Genomic DNA, 24,240 nt, shown 5'->3' on the forward strand with positions numbered 1-24,240 from the left:
TTCATTCCTTCACAAATTTGGTGATATGGCGGGATAACTCCTCCGGATGCGTTAATGTGACCATGTGATCCGCTCCCGTAATAGTGGCAAAGCGAACGCTCGGAACCCTCCGAAATTGTTCTCCTACCTGCTGGTTATCAGGCAGTTCATGATCTCCTATGATAAACAGCGTTTTGGCCGAGATATCTTGTAATCGGTCCATCGCAGGCGGTTCTGGCCAAATCGAGTCAAAGGTAGCCCAGGTAAATGTACGTTCAAAATGGTGGCGAAGCATGTGGACCATAAGTTCCCGCTCGGCGTGGTTCCTTGTAATTTCATAAGAAGGCGGCTCCAGGCACAGTTCGATCATTTTCTCGATATCAGGGGCAGCGGCGCTTACCCGTAGCATGTAAGCTTGCATTTCCTCGGAATAAGGAAAGCCGGATAGGGCTGGTGCAATAACAATCAATTCCGATACTCTTTCAGGATAATGGATTGCGAACTCCGTGGCAATCCGTCCGCCCATGGAATGACCGACAATCGCGGCTTGAGGAAGCTTCAGATGATCAAGAAGAGATAACAAATCTTCAACATAGTTTGGCGGCTGGGCGGGAGAGGGGGAGCGTCCAGCTCCGCGGCCGTCGAAGGCAACCACGTGAAAGTTCTCAGATAAGAGAGGGGCAAGATAGCTCCAATCCCGTATATCCGCTCCACCGCTGTGAACAAGAACGACAGGCTTACCGTTGCCGTGAACTTCGTAGTGCAGATCCAATAGAATACCTCCAATCGATTTTCAATCATTTGCAGCGCTTGCTGAGTCCATTTTAATATTGAATGAACGACCAGTCAATATAAAATCCGAATCGAATCTTGAGAAGCTTTTCGGATCTGGGGTCGTACTGTGAATTCCGCTGTGAATTATTTCACTAATGTTAATTGTGAATTATGTTACAATCGAAAAAAATAAACTTAGCGGATTAGGAGGAACGGACGATGGCTCGTTATTTTAACGGTAAAGAAGTGGAACTGTTGGCTCCTGCCGGAACATTCGAGATATTCAAAACCGTCATTGACGCAAACTGCGATGCCGTATATTTCGGGGGACCCTCCCTAAATATGCGTATGTTGCGCAAGGGTTATAACTTAAGTTATGAGGAAGTCAGAGAAGCCGTTCAATTGGCCCATGCGCGCGGTAAACGCGCCTACATTACAGTGAACAACCTGATGGATGAAGAGGACCTGGAGGAAGCGAAGCGTTACTTCGCCTTTTTGAACGAGGTGGGCCCGGATGCTATTATCGCGCAGGATCTGGCCGTGTTTCCCCTGATTCAAGAGATGAATTATACGAATATTCCGGTTCACTCCTCGGTCATGATGAACGTGCACAATCTGGAGATGATTGAAGCCGTCAAAGCATTGGGCGTTTCCCGTATCGTGGCTTCCCGCGAGATGGACCTGAAGACGGCGGAGGTGCTGCACGCTAAGAGCGGAATGGAGTTCGAGTACTTTGTGCACGGCGATATGTGCACCGTTCATGGCGCTAACTGCTTGTACAGCTCCATGTTATTCGGTAACAGCTCCAACCGGGGACGATGCATGAAGCCTTGCCGTTGGGATTATCGGGTGAAAAAAGACGGATACCTCTATCCTACCGAATATCCGCTTGCGGCAAAAGATATGTATATGTACGAGCATATTCCGGAGCTGGTCAAGTCCGGCATTACCAGCTTCAAAATTGAAGGACGCATGAGAGATACCGAATTTTTGCTGATGGTCATTAATGCTTACGGAGATGCCATCGATCGTTACATTGCGGATCCGCTGGGCTTTAACCGCGAAGATGGGGCAGATACGCTGCATAAAAACCGGAAGCGTGATTTTACGACAGCCTATGCCTTTGGCAAGCCGGGACTGGAGTTCATCAATCGCCGTTATGAAGGAACAGGCAAGTTTTACAGTACGGGGAAGGTGTTCAGCACGCCTACCGCGGAACGCGAGATGAAGGAGGAACGGGTGCTTCAGGTGAAGGAATCGCTTCGTCATGCGAAGCGTGAGCAGCCGGGTACGACGATTCCGCAAATTACGGTGCATGTTAACACGGTAGAGCAGGCCCGTGCGGCAATGGAAGAAGGGGCGAACGTCATCTATCTGACAGGTGACGTATTCCAACCGGATCTTCCATTCGGCCGTGAAGATATCGAAGCTTTGACAGCGGATAAAGGGAACGCCGAAATTATTCTTGGCATGCCCCGCATGATGAATGAGCTTCATATGGAGCAGTATCATCAATTCCTCAGTGCAGGCAAGGAGCATAACCATTATGGTCTGGATGGCTTGCTTGCATCCAACATCGGTGCCATGCACAAGTTTCAATCCCTAGGGCTGCCGATGATTGCCGATTTCAGCCTGAATATATACAACCATATGGCGGCTTCGTTCTACCAGAAGCATTTTGGCATATCCAGAATCAATCCGTCCCTGGAGCTTCAGCTCCATGATTTGACGAAATTGCTGCGTCATCCGGAGATTCCTGTCGAGATCATCGTTCACGGATCGCCCATCGTCATGTATCTGGAGCATGACTTATACACCAATGCGGCAGAGTTTGAGCCCATAGCTGAAGAGGATAACCGGTTCGTGGATAACCGTCATCTCGTACTGCTTACGGATAAAGGGGAAAACCCCGTATATCGGGATGCCGCAGGATGTAACCACTTGGCACTGGCGAAGGAGCTGTGCAACATGCCGTTCTTGAAGGAGCTGCACGAAGCTGGCGTGAATCATTTCCGCATTGAAGGGAAGACGTATACGACGGAGCAGCTTCGCGGCCTGGTGCGGATATATCGCCAAGCTGCCCTGAATCTGGATTCATGCAGCAGGCTGTATGCAAACATGACACCGATCTATGCCGGTTATACACTGGGTTCGCTCCAATTCGGCCATGCCTTGCAGCTTGAGCTGACAGAAGTATGAGATGAGCTTCGAAACGGAGTATGAAGATGGACCCGATATGGCTATCATTTCGATATATTTTCACGGAACATGGGAGAAACGAGAACAATTCAAAGAGGTGAATATCCATGACGCATGCAGATCTGACGTATATCGGTCCCGAAGCTATCGTGGCAAAGCGTCGGGAGTACGGCTACCCTTGCACGGCTAATTTCTACAAAGAGCCGCCTCAGATCGTCAGCGGCAAGATGCATAAACTTTACGGCCATGATGGCAAAGCGTATGTTGACTTCTTCACAGGGGTGTCGGTTGTCGCCTGTGGTCACTGCAATGAAGCCATTACTGCAAGAACGATCGAACAGCTGCAGACGCTGCAGCATACGTCAACCATTTACCTGACTCAGCCGATGACGGATCTGGCGGAGCGGTTGGCAAACGGCGTTTTGCCCGGCAACCTAAAGCGAACGTTCTTCGTGAACAGCGGCTCCGAAGCGAATGAAGGCGCCCTGCTTGTCGCGCGTCTGCACACGAAACGCCGCAACTTTCTGGCGCTGGAACATGGCCTTCATGGCCGCACCTTCCTGACCATGAATGTGACCGGCATCCCGATGTGGCGTGCCGATGATTTCCTGGACCAGGAGGTGACTACGTTTATTCCGCGTCCTTATGATCCTGCCATGGATCAGGATGCTGCCGCTCGCCGCTCCCTGGATGTGTTGGCGAGTGTGCTCGCTGCGAAAGGAGACACCTTCGCCGCGATGATCGTAGAGCCGATCCAAGGTAACGGAGGAATGATCGTACCGCCGGATTGGTATTTCCATGAGCTGAAGACGATGCTGGAGGTGCACGGGATTCTCCTGATTGCCGATGAAATCCAGACAGGCTGCGGCCGTACAGGACGCATGTTCGCGATCGAGCATTATGGCATCGTGCCCGACATTCTGACCATGGCGAAGGCACTAGGCAATGGCGTGCCGATCGGCGCTTTCTCCACGACGGATGAGATTGCCGCCAGTCTAAATCGACCCTCCGCCTCGACCTTCGGTGGCAACCCGGTGTCATCGGCCACGGCGCTTGCCGTATTGGATTACATCGAGCAGGAAGGCTTGGTCGAACGTTCTCTGCGTATCGGCGGACGGCTCATTGAAGGTTTGAGGGAGCTGCAGGGACGATATGAGCTTATCGCCGATGTCCGAGGCAAGGGCTTTATGGCCGGGGCCGAAATCCGGGGAGCGACCGACGAGGAAAGCGCAGCATGGACGGATATCATTCTGGAGCGCATGAAGGAAGAAGGATTCATTATTGGAAAAAATGGCATCGGCCGAAACGTGCTTGCGTTCCAGCCGGCCATGATGATTCCGGAGGAAGATATCGAGGCCATGCTCAGCGCCTTGGACAAGGTGCTGGCTGGGTTATCCCAAACGTAAAATGAATGAGGTTGGATCCGGATGCAAATGATCAATAAAGTCGTTCACAAGACCAAAATGTTCGGAGAACTGGTGATGTTCTCCCACACGCTGTTCTCGCTGCCCTTTGCGATCATTTCCATGATCTGGGCCGCGGGCGGCGTACCGTCATGGCATGTCATGCTGTGGTCGTTGATTGCGCTGGTTGCCGCACGCAATGGGGCCAATGCCTTCAACCGTATCGCCGATTTGAAGTTCGACGCCGCGAACCCGCGAACGGCGAACCGCCATATGCCGAGGAAGCTTCTGCTGCCTCGCGAAGTGTACGCATTTGTCATCGTTAACTTTGCCATCTTCATTCTCGCGGCAGGGATGCTGAACCGGCTCTGCTTGTGGCTCTCACCGGCAGCGATTATACTGATCTGCTCGTACTCGTACACGAAGCGCTTTACCTGGTTGTGCCATCTGTACCTGGGCTTCACGATTGCTTCGGCTCCGATCGGGGCATGGTTTGCCGTAACGGGCCAATTCGCCTTCATTCCGTTTATCATCGGTACCGTCGTGATGCTGTGGATTGCGGGCTTTGATATCATTTATGCCACGCAGGATATCGAATTCGATCGCAGCACCGGCTTGTGGAGCATTCCCCGCGCGTTTGGGTTAGAGGGCGGACTGCTCATTTCCAGAATGCTGCACGGGATTATGGTCATCCTGCTGGTTTCCCTTTACTTTATCCAAGGCTTGGGCTGGCTCTACTTGACGGGGATTGTCGTCTCCGTCATGCTGCTTGCCGTGGAACATCGCATCATTAAGCCTTCCAGCCGCAGACGGATGCATCTGGCATCCTACAACCTGAATCAGGTGATTAGTTTGACAATTCTGCTTTTTACTTTGGCTGACCAATTTTTGCTCGGATAAAAAAACTCCCTTCGACTGCCGGCCCGTATACACGGGCCATATGGCATTCAAAGGGAGTTTGATTTTTATTGACCGGCCTTTAAGATGGCAAAGCCATAGGCCGGCAGCTTCACGGTCAGTTGGCCCTGCTTCGCGCTAAGGCTTTCGCCGTTCCACAGGTTCGTCCACTGATGATCCAGCACAGGGACGTTCATCGTGTTGCCCGCCTTGTCGTTGTTGACGGCAATGAGGATCGTTTCGTTGTCGTCCTCGCGCAGGTAGGCGATTTTACCGCTGTTCTTCTCGGCCTTCAAGAATGTGAAGGTTCCCGTACGGAGAGCGGAATGCTCTTTGCGGAGCTTAATCAGCGTTTGATAGAAATGGAACAGGTCCTTGTCATGCTTGGACTCGTCCCATTCCATGCATTTGCGGCAGCCCGGATCGTGCCCGCCGTCCATGCCGATTTCGTCGCCGTAATAGATGCAAGGCGTGCCGAAATATGTGAACTGGAACATCGCGGCAAGTTTCATCAGGCGTTTGTCGCCGTTCGCTTGCGTTAACAGTCTTGCAGTGTCATGGCTGTCCAGCAGGTTGAACATCACTTCACTGGCTTGTCTTGGGTAACCGGCAAGCTGCTTGCCAAGCATGAAGGAGAATTTCTCGGCATCGGCGGTACGATTGATGAAGAAGTCCAGTACGGCATTCGTGAACGGGTAGTTCATGACAGCGTCAAACTGGTCGCCTTCCAGCCAGATGGAGGATTCATGCCATACCTCGCCAAGGATGTAAGCATCCGGGTTGGCTTTTTTCACGACTTGACGGAATTCGCGCCAGAAGCTGTGCCCTACCTCGTTGGCTACATCCAAGCGCCAACCGTCGATGCCCGTTTCCTTGATCCAGTACTCGGCAGCCTTGAGCAAGTAAGCCCGAACTTCCGGGTTCTCCGTGTTCAGCTTCGGCATCAGCGGCTCGAAAGCAAAGGTATCGTAAGTTGGAATGCCATCCACCACTTCCAGCGGCAGGGAGCGAACGTAGAACCAATCCTTATATTTGGAGTTCATACCGTTCTTCTGCACGTCAACGAACGGCGCAAACGTTCTGCCGGAATGATTAAAGACTGCATCCAGCAAGACGCGGATTCCGCGCGCATGGCACAGATCGACGAGTTTCTTCAGCGTGTCCTTGTCGCCGAACTGCGGATCGATTTCGAGATAATCCTCGGTATCGTATTTATGGTTTGTTGTTGCCGTGAACAGCGGCGTGAAATAAATCGCGTTAACCCCAAGCTCACTAATATAATCCAGGTGGTCGATTACACCCTGAAGGTCACCGCCGAAGAAGTTTTTCGGCGTCGGTTCGGCACTGCCCCAAGGCAAAGCGCCTTCCGGATCATTACTTGCATCCCCATTTGCGAAGCGTTCCGGGAAGATTTGATAGAAGATCGCATCTTTGACCCATGCAGGCGGGTGGAAAACGTCATCCGGATTGATGAACGGGTATTCGAACAGGCGGTCCGGATTGGCCGGCGGCTCCGTCAGGAAGTCATATTCGGTCATCCAGCGTTTCTCGTCGCCCTGCTGGAGCAGGAAGCCGTATTTCAAGCGGCGGTACGGAGGGGTTGCCTCGCACTCCCAATAATCGAACATTTCATCCGAGGACAGCTTGGTCATCGGAATATATTCCATCGTTTGATCCCACAGGTACTTGTCGCCTGCGAGGGCGTACACTTCGGTAAGGTCGTCTTTTTTGGTGCGGATTCTGAGATGGATGGTCGTACCGTTATAAGCATAGGACCAGTTTTTACGCGGACGGTGATAGATGGCTTCCAAGAACATCGATAATTCCTCCTTAAGTCGTGAAATTAAAAAAAGGCACAGCCAGGACTATGAATAGCCGAGGTTGTACCTTTGTAAGATAACATTGCCTTTAAATTATGAGGTTTGGATCTGGGTGACTATGATTTCATTCGTTATTTAAAAATATACCATGCGCTCTTGGCGTATACAAGCCCTATATCGAAGTTGCTAATCCTATGCAGCAGCGAGCAGCAGGATGCCGATTTTCAAGCGGGATTCTGCCGGCGGGCAGGTCGTAAGGAAAGAGCGGGCGTTTGTTGTATAATATAGGGACAAGGATAAGCCTGACAGTGCAGATACGTATTATAGGAGGACAGTCACATGCAATATGACGATCAGATGAAAAACCGGATCAAGCGGATTGAAGGACAGCTTCGCGGCATCTTGAAGATGATGGAGGAGAACAAGGACTGCAGGGAGGTTATTACGCAATTATCCGCTTCGCGTACGGCGATCGACCGTACCATTGGCGTTGTTGTAAGCTCCAACCTGGTGGATTGTGTACGGCAGGCCGAAGCGAACGGCGAGGATACGGAGAAGCTTGTGCAGGATGCCGTTAATCTGCTCGTGAAGAGCAGGTAAACGTTTGAATAGCAGGCAGGGTGAGGGCATGAATGAACCGCTCTCCTCGAGTATCCGACCCATGATGGAACCGCTTGAATTTAGCGGGTCCCTCTGAATTGAACATGCACCCGAACACGAAAGGATCACCTGCCGTTAAGGGGTCTGGCAAGGGCTGGGGAATTTGTGAACGGACAAAATGGGTAAAGATAAGATGATGTTTTTTTTAAAGGAGGGTACTCAGATGTCTGTGAACGAACAAATTATACTAGCCAAAAGGCCGCAAGGCATGCCGGATGAGTCGGATTTTACATTTGAGGAGCAGCCTTTGCCCGTTCCGCAAGCTGGAGAAGTCCTGGTACGGACCGTATATTTGTCGGTGGATCCGTATATGCGGGGCAGAATGAGCGATGCCAAAAGTTACGCGAAGCCCTACGAGGTAGGACAGATTATCGCTGGAGGCGCAGTAGGGCAGGTCATGGAATCGACGGATCCGACCTTTCGGGAAGGCGATTTTGTTGCAGGAACATGGGGCTGGCAGCGCTTTGCCGCCGTGCGGACCGGGACGCTGCGTAAGGTTAACCCGGATCTGGCGCCCGTATCGACCGCCTTGGGTGTGCTGGGGATGACCGGTTTGACTGCCTATTTCGGACTGCTGGATATCGGTCAGCCGAAGGAAGGCGAGACGGTGGTGATATCGGGTGCCGCAGGCGCCGTTGGCATGATTGTCGGGCAGATTGCCAAGATCAAAGGGACCCGGGTAATCGGTATTGCCGGTTCTGACGAGAAAACCAAGTACCTGACGGAGGAGCTGGGGTTTGATGCAGCGATCAATTACCAGACCGAAGATCTGGCATCGGCTTTAGCGGAAGCTTGCCCGAATGGGGTGGACGTCTATTTTGACAATGTCGGCGGTGAGGTTTCCGATGCGGTGATGCGTCTTATCAACAAAAATGCACGGATCCCGATTTGTGGCCAAATCGCACTCTATAACCTGGAGAAACCCGATACGGGTCCGAGAATTCAGAGCCTGCTGCTGACCAATACGGCACTGATGAAGGGCTTCCTAGTCGGCGACTACGCCAGCCGTTACAGTGAGGCCTTGCATGAGCTGGCCGAATGGCTGAGGGATGGTAAAATTCAGTACGCCGAACATATCGTCGACGGTTTTGAGAAGACCATTGAGGCGTTTCTGGGGCTCTTCTCCGGGGAGAATCTCGGGAAACAGCTGGTGAAGGTAAGCGAAGAGCAAAGTTAGTCTTGTGATCTATATAAAATAAAAGAGTGTCGTATTCACGACTTCGTGAAGCTCCTCATACGGGAGCTTCGCGGCCGAACGGGTACAAGCCGTCCGGTTTAGCGTGAACATCGGCACTCTTTTTTGCGCTTGCTAAGTTTCATGACTATATAGATTGAACTAAAAAAAGAAGAACATCAACGGAGGAGGCGGAATTATTATGGAGAAACGAAGAGGTCGCCCGAAAGCTTTCCAAAGGAAAGCTCGCATCGGAAGCATATACTGTCCCCGGATTTTAACCATGATATGGATAAATAGAAGAAATCTGGGGGGCAACAGCGATCGGAAGAATAATCCGCATTCGTAGTGATGCTCAGGCTAAGAATCATTAGTTCAACTTATATAGTTAACGATGGAACATGTCCGCTATATAGCCGCTTCTGGTGTCGTAAATTGCTGATACTGGCGATACATCGAGATGCGCCAGTGGACAATCATGCCGTAAGCCAGCATGAAGAACAACGCCGCGGTCTGCGGGATGGAGATATGCTGCTCGATATATCCGTGGAGCAGGAGCCGGATAGCCAGCAGGCCCAGCAGAATGTAAATAAAGCTTTTCGATTTCTGCATGAAAATCTGGCCATCGACTTTCTCGAATTTGGTGCTGCGAATCAGAGGATAGGAGAAGATGAACCAGCCTACCAGAAAGGCAATTCCCGCCCACCATATGGGGATGCGTACTTGCGGCTCAACGAACATCAGAAACCCGGAGCTCATCGCTAGCGGAGGGATGATGATCTTCTTGACGGTGACGGGTCGGTGACTCGCTTTCATTCGAATGAAAATAACGGTCAGTGCCATAACCAGCATCACAATCGTAGAGCCTATTTGAAGAATTGGGGAATCGAAATTAACCACAATTCAGAACCTCTTTCCATATAAAATGACAAGACAATGTGCTGCTTTCTGATTATAGCACATTCTGATGCCAGGCAAAATCAGGCAGGCGGGGGAGGAGCAGCGCTGTTGGCGCCGGCTGTCTTTAAGGCTGGAGTCCATCGATGAAAATCCGGATCATGAAATCCAGGCTTTCGTCTACATTCAGATCCATGGCGAATTGACCCCCACGTTCCAGAGATGAGAAGCCATGGCACAGGCTGCGAAGTGTCCGCACGGCATGCAGCGCTTCCGCCTCATTGAGCTGGTAAGGAGCTAAGATTTGGAGCAGAAGCTCGACAATCTGATTGCCTACTTGCTGTGCCTCCTGCTGTTCCGGACGGAGAGGCTGCAATGCGGCTTCGTATAATCCGGGGTGAGATCTAGCAAAGTCTACATAGGTAAGGCATACATAACGGAGGGCATCTTCGCCTGACCGGCCGGCGACAGCCTTCAGCAGCCGATCATGCAATGTCTGGAGGCCATACAGCATCAGGGCGGCATGCAGACCGGGCAGTCCATCTACGTGGTTATACAGGGAAGGCGACCGAACGCCCAGCTTACCTGCAAGTGCGGCCAAGGTCACGGTATGAAGCCCATCCTGATCCGCTAGTTCGGCAGCGGTTTGAAGCAGTTGAAGCCGGTCGATTCCGGGTCTCGGACTCATTTTGCATTCCTCCTCATAATCGATTCCGCTTGCGCAACGGCCTGCTGCATGGCAGCCGCCGGATTCTTTAGCATCCGTCCATGGCCGACAGCCAGAACGACGGGGTTTCGTGCGGTTAGTATTTTGGCGCTCTCCAGAGCAAGCTCCTTGCTCCAGGTCGCCATGGCTGGGAAGGGAAACCAGGGCTTGAGCACGCCTGATACGGCTAATCCGCCCCGTGTCTGCCAAGCATCTCCGGCTATCAGAATACCGCTGCGTTCATCAAGGAATGCCATATGCCCCGGCGTATGACCGGGAGTGGCGATGGCCTTGAGCGAACCAACGGAATCCCCGTCACCCAGCAGCACATCCGGCACGGTGGTTATGTTCTTGGGAATATCCCCGCGAATCGGAGTTTGCAGCTCTCCAGGCTGGAGCTCGGCATTTCCTTTTAGCAGCAGCGCATCACGCCGCGAGATGTAAACCGAAGCATTCGGAAGCTCTTTCTTTAACCCGTCGAGCGCCCCGACATGGTCGCCGTGAGCATGGGTCAGCACGATCCGGGTGATGGGCTTTCCTATAGCGGCTGCCGCTTGAAGAATTCCCTTTTGGGAAAATGACATACCTGTATCAATCAGCGTAACCCCGTCGTTTTCTTCTACAAGATAGACATTTACCGGGAAAAGACGAGGAAGAAAAGAAATTTGAGTCACGTGTTCAATCGTTGTTATTAACATAATACAATTCCCCTCTCATTCAAAACTAATCATATTAGTATAATAACTAATATGATTAGTTTTATCAAGCCTGAATTTTAACATTTTCATGAATAGGCTCGTTTAACCCCTAAAATTTTTATAAATTTACCAAATTTTGAGTGCAATTTTCATCATTTTGAGTTACCATAAAGATAGATATACGGAAAAAAATGTAGATTATTGAGATGAAGAGTGAGGGGCGGACGACATGGATATTTTCAAACGCATCGTACTTCTGATGGTGATGTATGCCTTCTCCGCGGTACTTCTGTATGTAGCCAGTCAGCACACGCCATATCTGCTTCCTGTCATCTGGCTCTCTGCGCTTATGCTGCTGTTATGCGGCATCGGATATCTGGGATACCATTACTTCTTTAAAGGACGCAGAAAACGAAGTTAATTGAGAGATACGTTCAAGTCTGCCTGCCCGGGCGGACTTTTTTTGTGCGGAAAATAAAAAAACCGTTTGAATCGCTTCGCAGTCTTATATACAGAGATGAAAACAAACGAGGTAGGTCGGAGGGGAAGGGTAATCGGATGATGGAAAATCAAGAGCTTGCGGCTGCTGCCTGTAGAGGGGACGAGGAAGCGTTCTATGCACTCGTTACGGAGCACCGAAGGCGCCTATACGGAATTGCGTACAGTTATTTGCATAACGAGAGTGACGCACTGGAGGTATTGCAGGAGACGATATGCCGGGCGTGGATGAAGTGCCGGAAGCTGAAGCATCCGGAGGCATTTGTCCCTTGGCTCATTCGGATCCTGATTAACTGCTGCGTGGATGAGCAGAAACGAAAAAAGCGCATGGTTCCGGTTGAAGAAATTCGCAACCAGGAGACGGCTGGCGAGATGGTCAGTGATAGCAAGCTGGATTTGGAACGTGGGCTCAGCCGCATGAAGCCTAAATACCGCCATGTGCTGATTTTGAAATATTATCAGGACATGACGATCAGTGATATTGCCAAGATTCTCGATGTTCCGGAGGGTACAGTCAAAACCCGGCTGTATCAAGGATTAAAGCTGCTTCGGCAAAAAATCGAGCCAGGAGGTGCCGTATTCCATGTTTGAGAAGGAAGAGCGAATGCTGAAGGAGATGAATAGGGACGCGGAGAGCAGCGCAGCGGTTGTATCCGATGAAGCATTGGACGCGGCGGTGCGAAGCGGGATGCGAAGAGGACGGCGCGCGCAGCGGAGCCGGTCACGAATGTCTACCGTCACTGCCGTGGCTGTAACCGTAGCGGCTGCGCTGCTGTTCGTCGTATGGAACGGGAACGAAGGGCTGGTGAATCCTAAAGAGCAAATGGCGGCTCAAGGGCCGTATCCGCCATTGACCGGGTTTGATTTTGGAGAAGATATTACGCTGAATACAGCCAACAAACACGGCATGATTCAGCCGGTGAATCAATCGGTGACCAAGGGGGATTATACGGTAACGGTGAACGGGATACTTGTAGGCTCCCAACAGATGGAGGTGTTCTATACGGTCCAGAACCATGCGGAGCATCCCGCGGACTTAAAGAGGGTGGAGATGAAGCGCCGGGGATCCAGCGAACCGCTGCCTTATAGCATTGGGTCATCGGGCGGAAACGAGATTAAGCCCGGCGCCGGCAAGCTCTATTCCCGATCGGACATTCATATGGGCGAGAATCATCCTATACCTGAGGAACTGACGTTATCTTTTAACATCGCCCCCTATTCGACAAATACGGCTTATGAATCCTCTGCAGAGAACGAGCAGGTGCTTGATATTAACGTAACCGTTGATATGGAGACAGTCCGGAAGTATATTAGCACGATTCCGCTCAACCAAATGCTGCAGATTGAGAGCCAGAAATTCTATTTGAAAGAAGCCGTGTTGTCGCCTGCCGGAATCGTCTTGAAAGCGAACATCCCTTCCAGCAATACGATGAAGGTATCCGGTTTATGGGATGTGTATTTGGAAGCCGTGGTTAATGGCGAGAAGATCAGATTAAACAGCGATTCCGCGTTTTTGCCCGGTGCAGACGGGGGAGATATGACCTACTTCTTTGACAGCAATATATTGGAGAATCCGGAATCGATCACGCTGAAAGCAAGCGGATTCCAGGCGGTGGACCCCTCGAAGATGAAGCTCGTGGTGGATACGGATAAAAAGGAGGTCATCCGTTCACCGGACGGCGACCTTCGGTTTGGAGAGTACACGGGGCATACGCTGACATTTGAATATGAGGAACAGACCGACCGGCATATGGGCAGCGTGTCGATTGAGCCCGAGTTTGTGGATGGAGAGGGGAAAAAACATAGGATCAACGAGGATGCAGGGGGAGTTCGTTCTTCGTCCCGTTCCTCATCGGATACCAGCGTAAGCCTCATTACGGAGTATATCTACCTTAAACCTGGGGACTACCCACAGCCGCTGACGTTTACGTTAAGCAGCTACCCTGGAGTCATGGAGCAGGCATTCGAGGTGCCGATTCAATAAATTTAGAGATGCTGAAAGCCCATCAGAATAACCACAACGCCGAATGCGATGGTCATTTTGCCAGCAAATTTTAGATACCATATTCTCAAATCGCTGAGTTCAATATCATCGCTTGAGCCACGAATAAGGAACCGCCCCCGACCATGATGGCCGGAGGACGGTTCCTTTTTTTCATTTATGATATCTTGAATCATGGGCTTGATTTCGCTATTCCTTATGCTCGGTTGGGGAGCTGCCTTCAGGTCTCTTAGCATCCAGGAGTTCAATTAGCGCTTTGGGCACCCCGTTAAGCAGCAGCCACTCACGAAGCGTTTCGATGGCGCGGATATGGCCATTTCCTTCATCCCGCCAGGTCAGCAGCTCGACGACCTTGATGACGAGGAGCATCAGCTCCATTTTGTCATGCTCGGTTTGATCCGCGCGGATTTTTTGGAATACGGCTTCTTTCTCCCAATCCAGAAGGATCTCTTCCCCAATGGTTGGTCTCATGAGTGAATAGCTGTAATCGCACTGCGGGCAGAGTACCGTGGTGAACTGTTCTGATTTGAACGTAACCCCGATATCCGCTTGGCACTGACGGCAGTGAAATTGGACTTCAATTGCTGAGTTTGTTTCCATGTCTATGATGCCTCCTTCGAAGAGAAAGGTATCTACTTATACCCATTAGTCGGTAACTATGACCCATCTTCCGATGAAAGAGGCGCATGAAACATGAAGAAGGAACCGCCAAATAGAGGCGATTCCTTGAGGATCTCAGCCAGAAATCAGCGTTTCCTTCTTTGCGTACTTTTAACATGGGTTAGCACATTATAGAGGAAAGCCAGAATGCCCAACGTGACCAGAACGCCTCCAACGGCAATGACCGGCTCTACCGATTCCATACCGCTTACCAGCAGTGCGAGACCGATCATCATGACAGGCAGACCGATATTGTGCAGCCAGAAATGCACTTTGCCTGCGGTGGATTCTCCGGCTGCGGGGAACAGAACATAAATAACACCTGCAAGAGCCAGGGATGCCCAGCCCAGAAGGTTGATGTGTGTGTGAACTGAGGCGTAATCGTAGCTGTGGGAGATCGACATGTACATGCCGAGCAATATCCCCAGTACGAAGTATACAGCGGCAATCTTGATTAATTTAACACCCATATAACCCCTCCTCTTATGGATTACTACTATGATATATGCCAGCTATGGTGAAGTAGACCAAGAGGGAAAGATTTAATGAAGACCGATGCTTTACAGCCAGCAAAAAAAAAAAGAAACCGTGAACACCCTTGCCGGGGATTCACGGTGAATCGTGTTTTACACACTCGTGATGCCGATAACTTATTCAAGCTCCAGCACATCATAGATCAGCCATTTGCCTTCGGCTTTCTTAAGCCAGTAAAGAGAGGTCGAACGGACGATTTCACCGTCTGCATCATCGCTTTCTTTGGCATAAACAACGGCGTCTTGATCTTGGAAAAAGACCGTCCGGAGCTCCTCAGACTTGATGTTGAAATTCACCTCATCGAAGATGCCTTCCGCAATGCTGGTTCGGAATATCTCGTGGAAGGCCGATTCCGGATGAATAACCGACATAAGCAGCGGACCATCCTCCTCATTGAAGCCCTTGGACTGGGTGTCAATGGTAGCCACGATGGCTGTTTGTTCCGCTGCCGGCACTTCCGGACGAGCTTCCAGCAGTTCATCTCCGACCAGATATTCCGTCTCGTAATGGGTCAGATCATAGATTTTCCATGCTCCCGAAGCATCCTTCTTCAAGAGATTCTCGTAATGGAGTGTAGCATCCCAAGCAAAAGGTCCGCCGGTGCGGTCGAGGGTCACGCTGGTGTAGGCATGGATCGACGTTCCGGCTACCGTTACTTCCCATACGTCAGCAGATACGTGCAGATCGTTCTTAAATTGGTTCTGATAATTTTCTTGAATTTCCGCAAAAATAGGAGATTTCGGATGGAAGGCGCTCATGACAGCATCCAGTTTCTTGGCACTTCCAGCTTCTTCAATCGTATGGTAAAGCTTCTTCACCTCATCGGTGGCTTTATCAATTGCACCTTCGCGGTCGATCTTGATGGTGCGTGCCTTGGAATCCCACTTCACGGGCAGTCCGGTGGCTTCAGCTACGAAACGAAGGGGAACCAGCGTGTTGCCGGCATCGGTGAACGGGGCAATCTGAAGCGTGGTTGCTGCACCATTGACATAAGCGGTTTTCTGTCCGATGGTCATCTGCAGCTTCTGATCGAGGTATGTACCCGTCACCTGTTTATTCGTGCGGTTCCAATTGACTTTATAATCCAAGGCCTGGAACAGAGGGCGGAATTGCACGAAGGTGACTCCATTCTTCATAATAGGCGCTGCCTGAAATTTGATTTCCTGGTTATCGAGGTAGACCCGGATATCCCCTTGATTCTTTGCCGGAGCCGCTTGCGCCGCAGTAGCGAGCAAGAACAGGAAAGCGATCGTCAGTAGGCTGATTTTTTTCTTCAATGGGCTGTCATCTCCTTCAACGAATGATAGAATATAGTGGTAATTGTGGTAATCGTACATGATAAAACCAATGCTAGCAATACATTTCTTTATGAGTAATAATTGGTAGAGTAACCTGGGACGGCTTGCCGGATCGAATTGAAAAAAGGCGGTAAGCACAGAGTCCTGATGGGTAATACATAATAAGAATTAGACCGGTTCACCGGATCATTCATTAGACAAAGGAGTGGATCACATGACAGCAGGACAGGAACTGATATTTTACATAGGAACCTATGGTTCGGAGGAAGAGAATCGAATTCATTGGGGGGCGATGGATCGAGGTACGGGCGAGCTGCGTCTCTTAGGTGGTACGGCTGGTATAGAAAACCCTACCTATCTGGATTTCGATGATTCGATCTCTGTATTGTATGCAGCGAGCGAGAAGGGCGAGAGCGATGTATCGGCTTATTCGGCCAATCTGGTCACTGGTGAATTAACGCTGCTGAACGTTCAGTCTACCGGCTCGTCCGGTGCATGTCATGTATCCCGTACATCGGACGGGAAGTATCTGCTTACGACAGGGTACAGCGATGGACATATATCAGTGCTGGCATTAGAAGAAGACGGCCGGATTGGAGAGCTGGCCTCCAAGATCAAGCACAGCGGACGCGGTCTTCACGATGACCGTCAATCGGAAGCACATCCGCATTCGATATTTGAAGACCCCGTCAGCAAGTATATCGTGGTCAGTGACCTGGGTATGGATGATGTGAACCTGTATCGGCTGGAGGAAGGCAAGCTGGTGACCCACCGGGAGATCAGTCTGCCGCCAGGCTCGGGCCCGAGGCATGTGTCTTTTCATCCATCAGGCAAGTGGGTGTATGGCACGAACGAGCTGAACAGCACGGTAACGGCTTACGCAAACGATGGAACATTTGGCGATTTGAAAATATTGCAGCATATATCGACCTTGCCAGAAGACGTAGTGATGGATAACAACACATCGGCCCATCTGCTGGTCTCGCCTTGCGGCCGTTATCTGTACGCCTCCAACCGGGGTCATGACAGCATCGTTCAATATGTAATCGACCAAGAGAGCGGTACGCTCCGTGCCGTCAACTGGGTGTCTTCCGGCGGTAAAACGCCGCGCCACTTCAATATCATGCCGGACGGCTTCCTGCTAACGGCGAATCAGGACAATGGTTTGATCGCAAGTTATCGGATCGATCCGGACACGGGCAACCTGGTTTCTACGGGTTATACACTGGAAGTTACGCGCCCGGTATGCATCTGTCCCGTGGAGAAGGCAAAGGCTAATAAACGTTAACGTATAAAGAAGAAGCAGCTCGAAGACCCGAAAATGGGTCTTGAGCTGCTTCTTTTGTTAAGCGTCCCCTGCCGGTAGCAATGGACAGGAACACGGTGTTCAACCTCCAACTAGCGAGGAAGCTGACTAGCAAGGTTATAGGAATTCATTGGTTTAATGATTCATTCCATGAATCATTAATGCGCAAAGATATGATTGCCGATCTGCAGCACTTGCGGTCTGGACCAGATCCATTTGCTTGTCGCTGTTTTCGGATTGAAATAGTAAAGGGATTCATAAGTCGGATCCCAGCCGCGAACGGCATCCAATGCGGCAAGATAGGCGGTCCGGTTCGGGGGCAGCCAGTATTGTCCATCATCTACGGCTGTAAAGGCACCTTTTTGAAAGACGACGCCCCGAATATCATTCGGAAATTCGCTGGATTGAATGCGGTTCATGACAACAGCCCCGACGGCAACTTGTCCTTTGTAAGGCTCACCGCGAGCTTCGCTGTAAATGACTTTGGCCATGACATCCATTTCGGATTGATTTAACGTATATTTTTTCAGCTGTCTCCAGGTTTGTGCGCCGGTAACTCCATCGGCTGGCACACCGTATTCTTTTTGGAAACGGGTAACGGCTGTTTTCGTGTTAACGCCATATTTGCCATCCAGCGGCTGCGTGTAGAAGTCCAGCGTTTTCAGGCGATATTGAAGCTCCCAGACATCCCCGTTTTCGCTGCCCGGCTTTAACACCGGAGCTGCCTCCGTCGTTTGGGCGAATGCAGGCATGAACAGAAGAATACTTAGGAAAAGAGCAGAAATTATTTTTCGATTTGGCTTTCTTATGGTGATCAACTCCCTTTGGGGTAGAATTATAAGGCTGGAAGCGGGTTCATACAACCATCAGTAAATGGAAATCCGCGCCGTGACTGCGTTCGTTCCACCAAAAATGGTTCCATGGTCCGAGTGGTCCTGAACTTGAAATTTTTTGAAAAAAAGGTTTGACAGCAGGAGAGGGACTTATTACAATAGCAATATAACATACTAAACAGGTAGGAATTATATCATATTGTTCTCACCGTATCGACGGAGGAACGCTCGAGGACCAAGAGCAGGCACGGTTGCAAACCGGCTTGACTCTGTTCTGATGAGCCTTCCTCCGTCTTTTTTTGCCATACGGCCTGTTTAGTAAAGAAGAATAGGGGGAGTGATCCATATGAAAAAGGTGTTGAAGCAAGGGGTTCTCATCGGATTAACAGTGATGCTGACGGCGGCACTTACAGCTTGCGGTGCAGAGAAAACAGAGACAGCCACCGCCAATGGAGACGCGCCTGCTTCGGGTTCAAGCAAGCCGAGCGTGGAACTGCTCAATGTTTCTTACGATCCGACCCGGGAGTTATATGACCAATACAATAAAGCATTCGCGGCGCACTGGGAGAAGGAACAAGGCCAGAAGGTAACATTTAAGCAATCGCACGGGGGGTCAGGCAAGCAAAGCCGCTCGGTTATCGACGGTTTGGAGGCGGATGTGGTGACACTGGCCCTTGGATACGATATCGATGCGATCCGTCAGGCCGGATTGATCAATGAAGGCTGGGAGAGCAAGTTTGAGCATAACAGTGCGCCATACACCTCAACCATCGTTTTCCTCGTCCGCAAAGGCAACCCGAAAGGCATCAAGGATTGGCCGGACCTGATCAAGGAGGGCGTGGAGGTGATCACGCCGAACCCGCAGACCTCCGGCGGTGCTCGGTGGAACTACCTGGCGGCATGGGGGTACGCACTTAAAGTTAACAATCATGATGAAGCGAAAGCACAGGAATTCGTGAAGGAACTGTTCACCCACGTACCGGTGCTGGACAGCGGAGCCCGCGGTGCGACAACCACTTTTGTAGAACGCGGAATCGGGGACGTGCTGCTGGCTTGGGAGAATGAAGCCTATCTCTCGATTAACGAGCTGGGACCGGATAAATTTGAAATCGTGAATCCGTCCGTCAGCATTTTGGCGGAGCCTCCGGTTGCCGTCGTGGATAAGAACGTCGACAAGCGGGGGACCCGCGAGGTAGCGGAAGCCTATCTGCAATATCTATACAGTGAAGAGGGGCAGACGATTGCGGCGGAGAACTACTACCGTCCAACGCTTGCCAGCGTGGCTGACAAGTACAAGGAGAAATTCCCGGCTATCGAATTGTTTACGCTCAAGGATGTGTTTGGAACATGGGAAGAGACGCAAACGAAGCATTTCAATGACGGCGGCATCTTTAATCAGATTTACGTGCCAGGCAGCTGATCGGCATAACCGCCGAAGGCAGGAAAGGATGAGTGGATATGGCAGTACTCCCCGTAGAGAAGCAAAGCAGAAACAATCGCAGCGTACTCCCGGGTTTTGGAATCGGCATGGGACTGACCGTCCTTTATATGAGCTTGGTTGTGCTTGTGCCACTGTCGGCGCTGCTTCTCAATCAAACCGGACTAACCTGGGAGAAGTTCTGGTCGGTTGCAACCGATCCGAGGGTGCTGGCCTCCTACCGGGTTAGTCTGACGACAGCGGCGCTGGCTGCATTCGCGGATGCGATACTGGGGTTGCTGCTGGCTTGGGTGCTGGTGCGGTATGACTTCCCCGGCAAAAAATTGTGGGATGCCCTGATTGATTTGCCCTTCGCCCTGCCAACGGCCGTGGCGGGGGTGGCTTTAACCGCGATTTATTCCGCTAATGGCTGGATCGGATCGCTGCTGGAACCGCTAGGGATCAAGGCGGCATTCTCTCCTTTAGGGATCACGCTGGCTCTCATGTTCATCGGCATACCGTTCGTTGTGCGGACGGTACAGCCGGTGCTGGAGGATGCGGAGCGGGATACGGAAGAGGCGGCTGCGACGCTTGGAGCGGGCCGATGGCGCACGTTTTGCACCATCATTCTGCCGACCTTGGTTCCGCCGCTGCTGACCGGATTTGCGCTCGCTTTTGCCAGGGGCATCGGAGAATACGGCTCTGTAGTCTTCATATCGGGGAATATGCCGATGAAGACGGAGATTGCACCGCTGCTGATCATGACGAAGCTGGAGCAGTTTGATTATGCCGGCGCGACGGCGGTTGCCCTGATTTTGCTGCTCATCTCTTTCGCACTGCTGCTCGGCATCAATATGTTACAACATTGGACGCGGAAAACCGCGCGTTAAGGAGGGGATACTATGGCTGAAACTGTACCCGCTGCCGTTCCTGCAGCGAAACGAAACACGCCGTCCTCTCCGGCGGCAGCGGAGAAGACGTGGGTGAAATGGACATTCATAAGTTTGGCTGGGCTTGTGCTGTTGTGGCTTATTGTCCTCCCTCTGATTACGGTGATGTCCGAAGCGCTTAAGAAGGGATGGGACGTCTACATAGCCGCTCTATCCGATCCTGATGCTCTATCTGCGCTTCAGCTGACTTTACTGGTGGCCGCTATTGCGGTACCGCTGAATTCAATATTCGGCGTTATTGCAGCATGGACCATAACGAAGTTTCGTTTTAAAGGCAAAAATCTGTTGATTACGCTGCTGGATCTGCCGTTTGCGGTATCGCCGGTGATCGGAGGTTTAATCTTCGTGCTGATTTTCGGGCGGCAGGGATGGTTCGGCCCTTGGCTTGAAAGCCATGATATCAAGATTATTTTTGCCGTGCCCGGTATTGTCCTGGCTACATTATTTGTCACGTTTCCCTTTGTGGCCAAGGAACTGATCCCGCTGATGGAAGATCAAGGGACGAAGGAAGAGGAGGCAGCTGTAACGCTGGGCGCCAAGGGATGGCAAATATTCTGGAGGGTCACCCTGCCCAATATCAAGTGGGGGCTATTGTACGGCATTATTCTGTGCAACGCCAGAGCGATGGGCGAGTTTGGCGCCGTGTCTGTCGTTTCCGGCCATATCCGCGGCGAGACCAATACGCTGCCCCTTCATGTCGAAATTTTGTACAATGAGTATCAGTTTTCGGCATCGTTCGCGGTGGCCTCATTATTGCTGTTATTAGCCGTCGTAACCCTGCTGCTGAAAAATTGGTTTACGCGAAAAAATGCCCATTGACAGTCGTTTCCAACCCATGCTAATGTTAATTCATACTATGTAGGTTGGAAAAGAATGAATAATGCATGCGTGCAGGTAAAATGTCACTTCGACTTGTGGGGATGAGTAAATATATTTGGGCTTTGCCCGGTGAGGAGGCGTATCCATGGCTAAACCTTTAAAAGTGGATGAAATGTGGCTCGAACGCATAGCCAGCCTGCTGAACGACATGGAATTTGGTTCGCTGCAAATTGTAGTGCATGAGGGTCAAATTGTTCAGATGGAACGAACGGAGCGCAAGCGTTTCGAGAATACGGCCTCCGGAGCGGTCAAGACGTCAGGACCATCCCGGGCATCCGGTCAACAGCGAAGAACGAATGCAAGATGATCCCCAAGGGTTATCGAGTACCAAGAAAAGAATTTCCTTAGATGCCATAAGTACACCTTACCCAGTAGACTTTGGAGAAACACCTTGAGTGTTAACCGACGTAGACATAGGGGTGCGTTTTGGTCATCATGCGGGAGTTCTTTTTTTGTATGAACACAGGGATCCAGGATTGCGGCATGTAAGAGTATGAGCGTAATATCGGGTAATGACTGCCTGCCGTACAAGGAATGTGGAGATATAAAAACAGCCCGGCCGTTGATTCGGCACGGGTTGTATCTCGTCATATTCATATCGTCGGCTATCTTATCTGGATCGCAGAGGGCTGTTAATGATCTCCGGGTCGCCGGAACCTCCCGTCTCACTAAGAGGGTCATTCTCGCCCGTAGGATGAAGGAATTGTTCCATTAGCTCCGGGTGTCCGGCATAGGGCCGTTCACGGCGCTTGCGGGTGGCTGTAACCCGGAAACCCGCCAGATACAGCAAGCATTGGGCAGCCAAAACGTAAGGCGAGGCCTCGTTCCAGATCAGATTAAACAGGGCTGAAGCTACAATCAGCAGATGCAGTATGGTATAGATCATTCCATGCGTTCTTCTTCTGGAATCCATCAATAGTCGGTAGAAAGAAATCGTGGCAATTATGTTGGAGAGCCACAGACACCATACCTCGGGGGTTGTCCAGGCAGAGGATTGCCTTAGTTCTTGGACGAGAATCGTCGTCCATAGGATCGCGGCGCTCAGTGAAAGGGCAGGTACGGCAGGTTTCAGGAGCAGCCACAACCCCATACCCCAACCGGGCTTCTCGAGCCGCCCAACCAGTTCGTCGCGCTCCTTCATAAGTCTGTTGATCTCGCGGTCCAGCAGCTTGTGAAGTGTTGTTAGTCTGGATTCATCACGATCGCTAAGAAAGGTATCAATCTGTTCGTGGAGCTCCCGCGTCAGCAGGTCAGCGGATTTGCATTCCTGCAGAAGCCGGATCAACAGGTCGTCGGGGACAGCCGTTCGGGTCGGTCGATTGATAAGGGTTCCCAGAGGTCCGGCTAGTCTGGTATAAATCGTCAAGGACTGACGAATGCGTGCGAGTGAATCCTTCCGTGCACCCAATAGCCGGGATGCACTGTATATGTACAGGCCCGAAAATACGGCAGTGGCAAGAAGTATGGCCACGAGCGTGTCCAGTGAGCCAAAGATATCAACCATCCATTCCGTAAGGGACAAGCGGATCCCTCCTTCAATATTCTACCTTTCACTATTGCACAACAAGGGAGAGATTTCAAGCCGATTCGGAAACAGGCAGCTATGGATAGCATGGGGGTTGCGTATAACGTTACGTCATATCCTATAGTCACCTTAGGAGGGGATGGAGTTGAATCGAAAAAAAGGATGGGTGATCTTGGGTAGCATTCTCATTGCTATACTAGCTATACTGACGGTAATAGGCTTTTTATTCAGAGATGACGGGTCGTTAAGCGGTTTTGTTACAGAGGATGGGCAGAAGGAATACGCGGCGGCTTATGATGAGGCGATGAATCACTTACCGGAACCGGTTGAATCGATTAAGGTTCATACCGATTTTGGCGTGGTGCAGCTCTACAAGTTCCGGGAGAGCGATACACCGCATAAAACACCCTTGTTGCTGCTTCCCGGAAAAGGATCTGCTACACCCATGTGGGAGGCCAATTTAAGCGGCTTGTTAGAACACCGGCCTGTATATACCCTTGATTTGATAGGAGAGCCGGGTTTAAGCACAGAAACCAGACGGATCGAAACCGCTGCGGACCAAGCAGCTTGGTTAGGGCAAGTGCTGGATCAGCTGCCGGAATCAGAGATCCACCTATTAGGGCTGTCGTTCGGCGGGTGGAGTGCGGCGAATGTGGCGCTCAAGCACCCTGAGAAGATTCACTCGCTCATATTGCTGGACCCTGTCTATGTGTTTGGCCCCATTCCACTGAAAATGATACTGGTATCCATTCCGGCGTCTGTGCCCATGGTGCCCAAACCGATCCGGGAGAAAATGCTCAGCTATATATCCGGCGGGGCTGAAGTTGATGACAGCGACCCGACCGCCAAATTAATCGAAACCGGTATGCGGACATTCAAGAGCAAGCTGCCCATGCCGAAAGCCATCAAGCCGGAACGATTAGCTGAGCTGACAATACCGGTGCTCGGTATTTTAGCTGGACAATCGACGATGCACCATGCTGAAAAGTCGTATCAAACGGGGATGGATTCCCTGAAAGACCCTAATAGCGAGATGGTCGTATTTGAAGATGCCTCGCATGCAATTAACGGGGAATACCCTAAAGAGTTACTGGAAACGATAGAGGCTTTTTTAGCGAAAATCGAGTAAGG

General features: G+C 51.1%; 24 protein-coding genes. 14 read left to right on the forward strand and 10 right to left on the reverse strand.

Going from position 1 to position 24,240, the window contains the following annotated elements:
• Position 1 precedes the first annotated feature (1 nt).
• Entirely contained in the window at positions 2-751 is a 750-nt protein-coding gene (locus ABEW73_RS31870; RefSeq protein WP_430170366.1) for an alpha/beta fold hydrolase, read from the reverse strand.
• Positions 752-972: 221 nt separating this feature from the next.
• Between ABEW73_RS31870 and ABEW73_RS31875 the strand changes: the two genes are divergently transcribed.
• The 3 genes from ABEW73_RS31875 (at position 973) to ABEW73_RS31885 (ending at position 5,255) form a co-directional block, all read left to right on the forward strand.
• A complete protein-coding gene (locus ABEW73_RS31875) occupies positions 973-2,952 on the forward strand; it encodes a peptidase U32 family protein (RefSeq protein WP_430170364.1) in 1,980 nt (659 codons plus the stop codon).
• Between the two features lie 107 nt (positions 2,953-3,059).
• Complete coding sequence (locus tag ABEW73_RS31880) at positions 3,060-4,358, forward strand: aspartate aminotransferase family protein (protein ID WP_430170363.1); 1,299 nt, start codon at positions 3,060-3,062, stop codon at positions 4,356-4,358.
• 21 nt (positions 4,359-4,379) lie between these two features.
• Entirely contained in the window at positions 4,380-5,255 is an 876-nt protein-coding gene (locus tag ABEW73_RS31885; protein ID WP_430170361.1) for a UbiA-like polyprenyltransferase, read from the forward strand.
• Positions 5,256-5,320: 65 nt separating this feature from the next.
• Here the strand turns inward: ABEW73_RS31885 and ABEW73_RS31890 are convergent, their stop codons facing one another.
• A complete protein-coding gene (locus ABEW73_RS31890; RefSeq protein WP_430170359.1) occupies positions 5,321-7,069 on the reverse strand; it encodes an alpha-glycosidase in 1,749 nt (582 codons plus the stop codon).
• Positions 7,070-7,411: 342 nt separating this feature from the next.
• On the opposite strand from ABEW73_RS31890, the gene ABEW73_RS31895 reads away from it, so the two are divergent.
• Together ABEW73_RS31895 and ABEW73_RS31900 are read left to right on the forward strand one after the other, a co-directional pair.
• Positions 7,412-7,672: a metal-sensitive transcriptional regulator gene (locus ABEW73_RS31895; protein WP_076322276.1), complete on the forward strand. Its 261-nt coding sequence runs from the start codon at positions 7,412-7,414 to the stop codon at positions 7,670-7,672.
• A 223-nt stretch (positions 7,673-7,895) separates the two neighbouring features.
• Entirely contained in the window at positions 7,896-8,909 is a 1,014-nt protein-coding gene (locus tag ABEW73_RS31900) for an NADP-dependent oxidoreductase (protein ID WP_430170357.1), read from the forward strand.
• A 405-nt stretch (positions 8,910-9,314) separates the two neighbouring features.
• Here ABEW73_RS31900 and ABEW73_RS31905 read toward each other — a convergent pair whose 3' ends face one another.
• The 3 genes from ABEW73_RS31905 to ABEW73_RS31915 form a co-directional block, all read right to left on the reverse strand.
• Positions 9,315-9,806, reverse strand: coding sequence for a cytochrome c biogenesis protein CcdC (locus ABEW73_RS31905; RefSeq protein WP_430170356.1), 492 nt, complete (start codon positions 9,804-9,806; stop codon positions 9,315-9,317).
• A gap of 124 nt (positions 9,807-9,930) precedes the next feature.
• On the reverse strand, positions 9,931-10,491 hold the full coding sequence (locus tag ABEW73_RS31910) for a TetR/AcrR family transcriptional regulator (RefSeq protein WP_430170354.1): 561 nt from the start codon (positions 10,489-10,491) through the stop codon (positions 9,931-9,933).
• Positions 10,488-11,207, reverse strand: a complete 720-nt coding sequence (locus ABEW73_RS31915; protein ID WP_430170352.1) for an MBL fold metallo-hydrolase — start codon at positions 11,205-11,207, stop codon at positions 10,488-10,490. Before ABEW73_RS31915 ends, ABEW73_RS31910 begins: the two co-directional genes overlap by 4 nt.
• 229 nt (positions 11,208-11,436) lie before the next feature.
• Here ABEW73_RS31915 and ABEW73_RS31920 point away from each other — a divergent pair, with 229 nt between their 5' ends.
• From ABEW73_RS31920 to ABEW73_RS31930, 3 genes are all read left to right on the forward strand, one after another.
• On the forward strand, positions 11,437-11,628 hold the full coding sequence (locus tag ABEW73_RS31920) for a hypothetical protein (RefSeq protein ID WP_076322272.1): 192 nt from the start codon (positions 11,437-11,439) through the stop codon (positions 11,626-11,628).
• 137 nt (positions 11,629-11,765) lie between these two features.
• Positions 11,766-12,296, forward strand: coding sequence for a sigma-70 family RNA polymerase sigma factor (locus tag ABEW73_RS31925; RefSeq protein ID WP_430170351.1), 531 nt, complete (start codon positions 11,766-11,768; stop codon positions 12,294-12,296).
• Positions 12,289-13,689 (forward strand): DUF4179 domain-containing protein, encoded by a 1,401-nt coding sequence (locus ABEW73_RS31930; RefSeq protein ID WP_430170350.1) that lies wholly within the window; start codon positions 12,289-12,291, stop codon positions 13,687-13,689. The genes ABEW73_RS31925 and ABEW73_RS31930 overlap by 8 nt, the downstream gene beginning before the upstream one ends.
• Before the next feature lie 207 nt (positions 13,690-13,896).
• On the opposite strand, the gene ABEW73_RS31935 is transcribed toward ABEW73_RS31930, so the two are convergent.
• The 3 genes from ABEW73_RS31935 to ABEW73_RS31945 form a co-directional block, all read right to left on the reverse strand.
• Positions 13,897-14,307 carry a hypothetical protein gene (locus ABEW73_RS31935; RefSeq protein WP_430170348.1) on the reverse strand — a complete coding sequence of 137 codons (411 nt, stop codon included), beginning with the start codon at positions 14,305-14,307 and terminating at the stop codon, positions 13,897-13,899.
• Positions 14,308-14,453: 146 nt separating this feature from the next.
• Positions 14,454-14,837 carry a cytochrome-c oxidase gene (locus tag ABEW73_RS31940; protein ID WP_430170346.1) on the reverse strand — a complete coding sequence of 128 codons (384 nt, stop codon included), beginning with the start codon at positions 14,835-14,837 and terminating at the stop codon, positions 14,454-14,456.
• 180 nt (positions 14,838-15,017) lie between these two features.
• A complete protein-coding gene (locus ABEW73_RS31945) occupies positions 15,018-16,178 on the reverse strand; it encodes a stalk domain-containing protein (protein WP_430170344.1) in 1,161 nt (386 codons plus the stop codon).
• A gap of 235 nt (positions 16,179-16,413) precedes the next feature.
• On the opposite strand from ABEW73_RS31945, the gene ABEW73_RS31950 reads away from it, so the two are divergent.
• Positions 16,414-17,487, forward strand: coding sequence for a lactonase family protein (locus ABEW73_RS31950; protein ID WP_430170343.1), 1,074 nt, complete (start codon positions 16,414-16,416; stop codon positions 17,485-17,487).
• 176 nt (positions 17,488-17,663) lie between these two features.
• Here the strand turns inward: ABEW73_RS31950 and sleB are convergent, their stop codons facing one another.
• Positions 17,664-18,323 carry a spore cortex-lytic enzyme gene (gene sleB, locus ABEW73_RS31955; protein WP_430170341.1) on the reverse strand — a complete coding sequence of 220 codons (660 nt, stop codon included), beginning with the start codon at positions 18,321-18,323 and terminating at the stop codon, positions 17,664-17,666.
• Positions 18,324-18,684: 361 nt separating this feature from the next.
• On the opposite strand from sleB, the gene ABEW73_RS31960 reads away from it, so the two are divergent.
• The 4 genes from ABEW73_RS31960 to ABEW73_RS31975 all read left to right on the forward strand — a co-directional run bounded on the left by ABEW73_RS31960 (position 18,685) and on the right by ABEW73_RS31975 (position 21,891).
• Positions 18,685-19,758 carry a sulfate ABC transporter substrate-binding protein gene (locus ABEW73_RS31960; RefSeq protein WP_430170339.1) on the forward strand — a complete coding sequence of 358 codons (1,074 nt, stop codon included), beginning with the start codon at positions 18,685-18,687 and terminating at the stop codon, positions 19,756-19,758.
• A 38-nt stretch (positions 19,759-19,796) separates the two neighbouring features.
• Positions 19,797-20,645, forward strand: a complete 849-nt coding sequence (gene cysT, locus ABEW73_RS31965; protein WP_430170337.1) for a sulfate ABC transporter permease subunit CysT — start codon at positions 19,797-19,799, stop codon at positions 20,643-20,645.
• A 12-nt stretch (positions 20,646-20,657) separates the two neighbouring features.
• Positions 20,658-21,524 (forward strand): sulfate ABC transporter permease subunit CysW, encoded by an 867-nt coding sequence (cysW, locus tag ABEW73_RS31970; protein ID WP_430170336.1) that lies wholly within the window; start codon positions 20,658-20,660, stop codon positions 21,522-21,524.
• A gap of 145 nt (positions 21,525-21,669) precedes the next feature.
• Positions 21,670-21,891, forward strand: a complete 222-nt coding sequence (locus ABEW73_RS31975; RefSeq protein ID WP_076322260.1) for a YezD family protein — start codon at positions 21,670-21,672, stop codon at positions 21,889-21,891.
• Positions 21,892-22,194: 303 nt separating this feature from the next.
• Here the strand turns inward: ABEW73_RS31975 and ABEW73_RS31980 are convergent, their stop codons facing one another.
• The gene (locus ABEW73_RS31980) at positions 22,195-23,106 is read right to left on the reverse strand and encodes a hypothetical protein (RefSeq protein ID WP_430170335.1); all 912 of its coding nucleotides are present in this window, start codon (positions 23,104-23,106) and stop codon (positions 22,195-22,197) included.
• Between the two features lie 142 nt (positions 23,107-23,248).
• Between ABEW73_RS31980 and ABEW73_RS31985 the strand changes: the two genes are divergently transcribed.
• Positions 23,249-24,238: an alpha/beta fold hydrolase gene (locus ABEW73_RS31985; RefSeq protein ID WP_430206422.1), complete on the forward strand. Its 990-nt coding sequence runs from the start codon at positions 23,249-23,251 to the stop codon at positions 24,236-24,238.
• Positions 24,239-24,240 lie beyond the last annotated feature (2 nt).

The sequence above is a fragment of the Paenibacillus lautus genome (assembly GCF_050482385.1).
Lineage (GTDB): Bacteria > Bacillota > Bacilli > Paenibacillales > Paenibacillaceae > Paenibacillus_AQ > Paenibacillus_AQ lautus_B.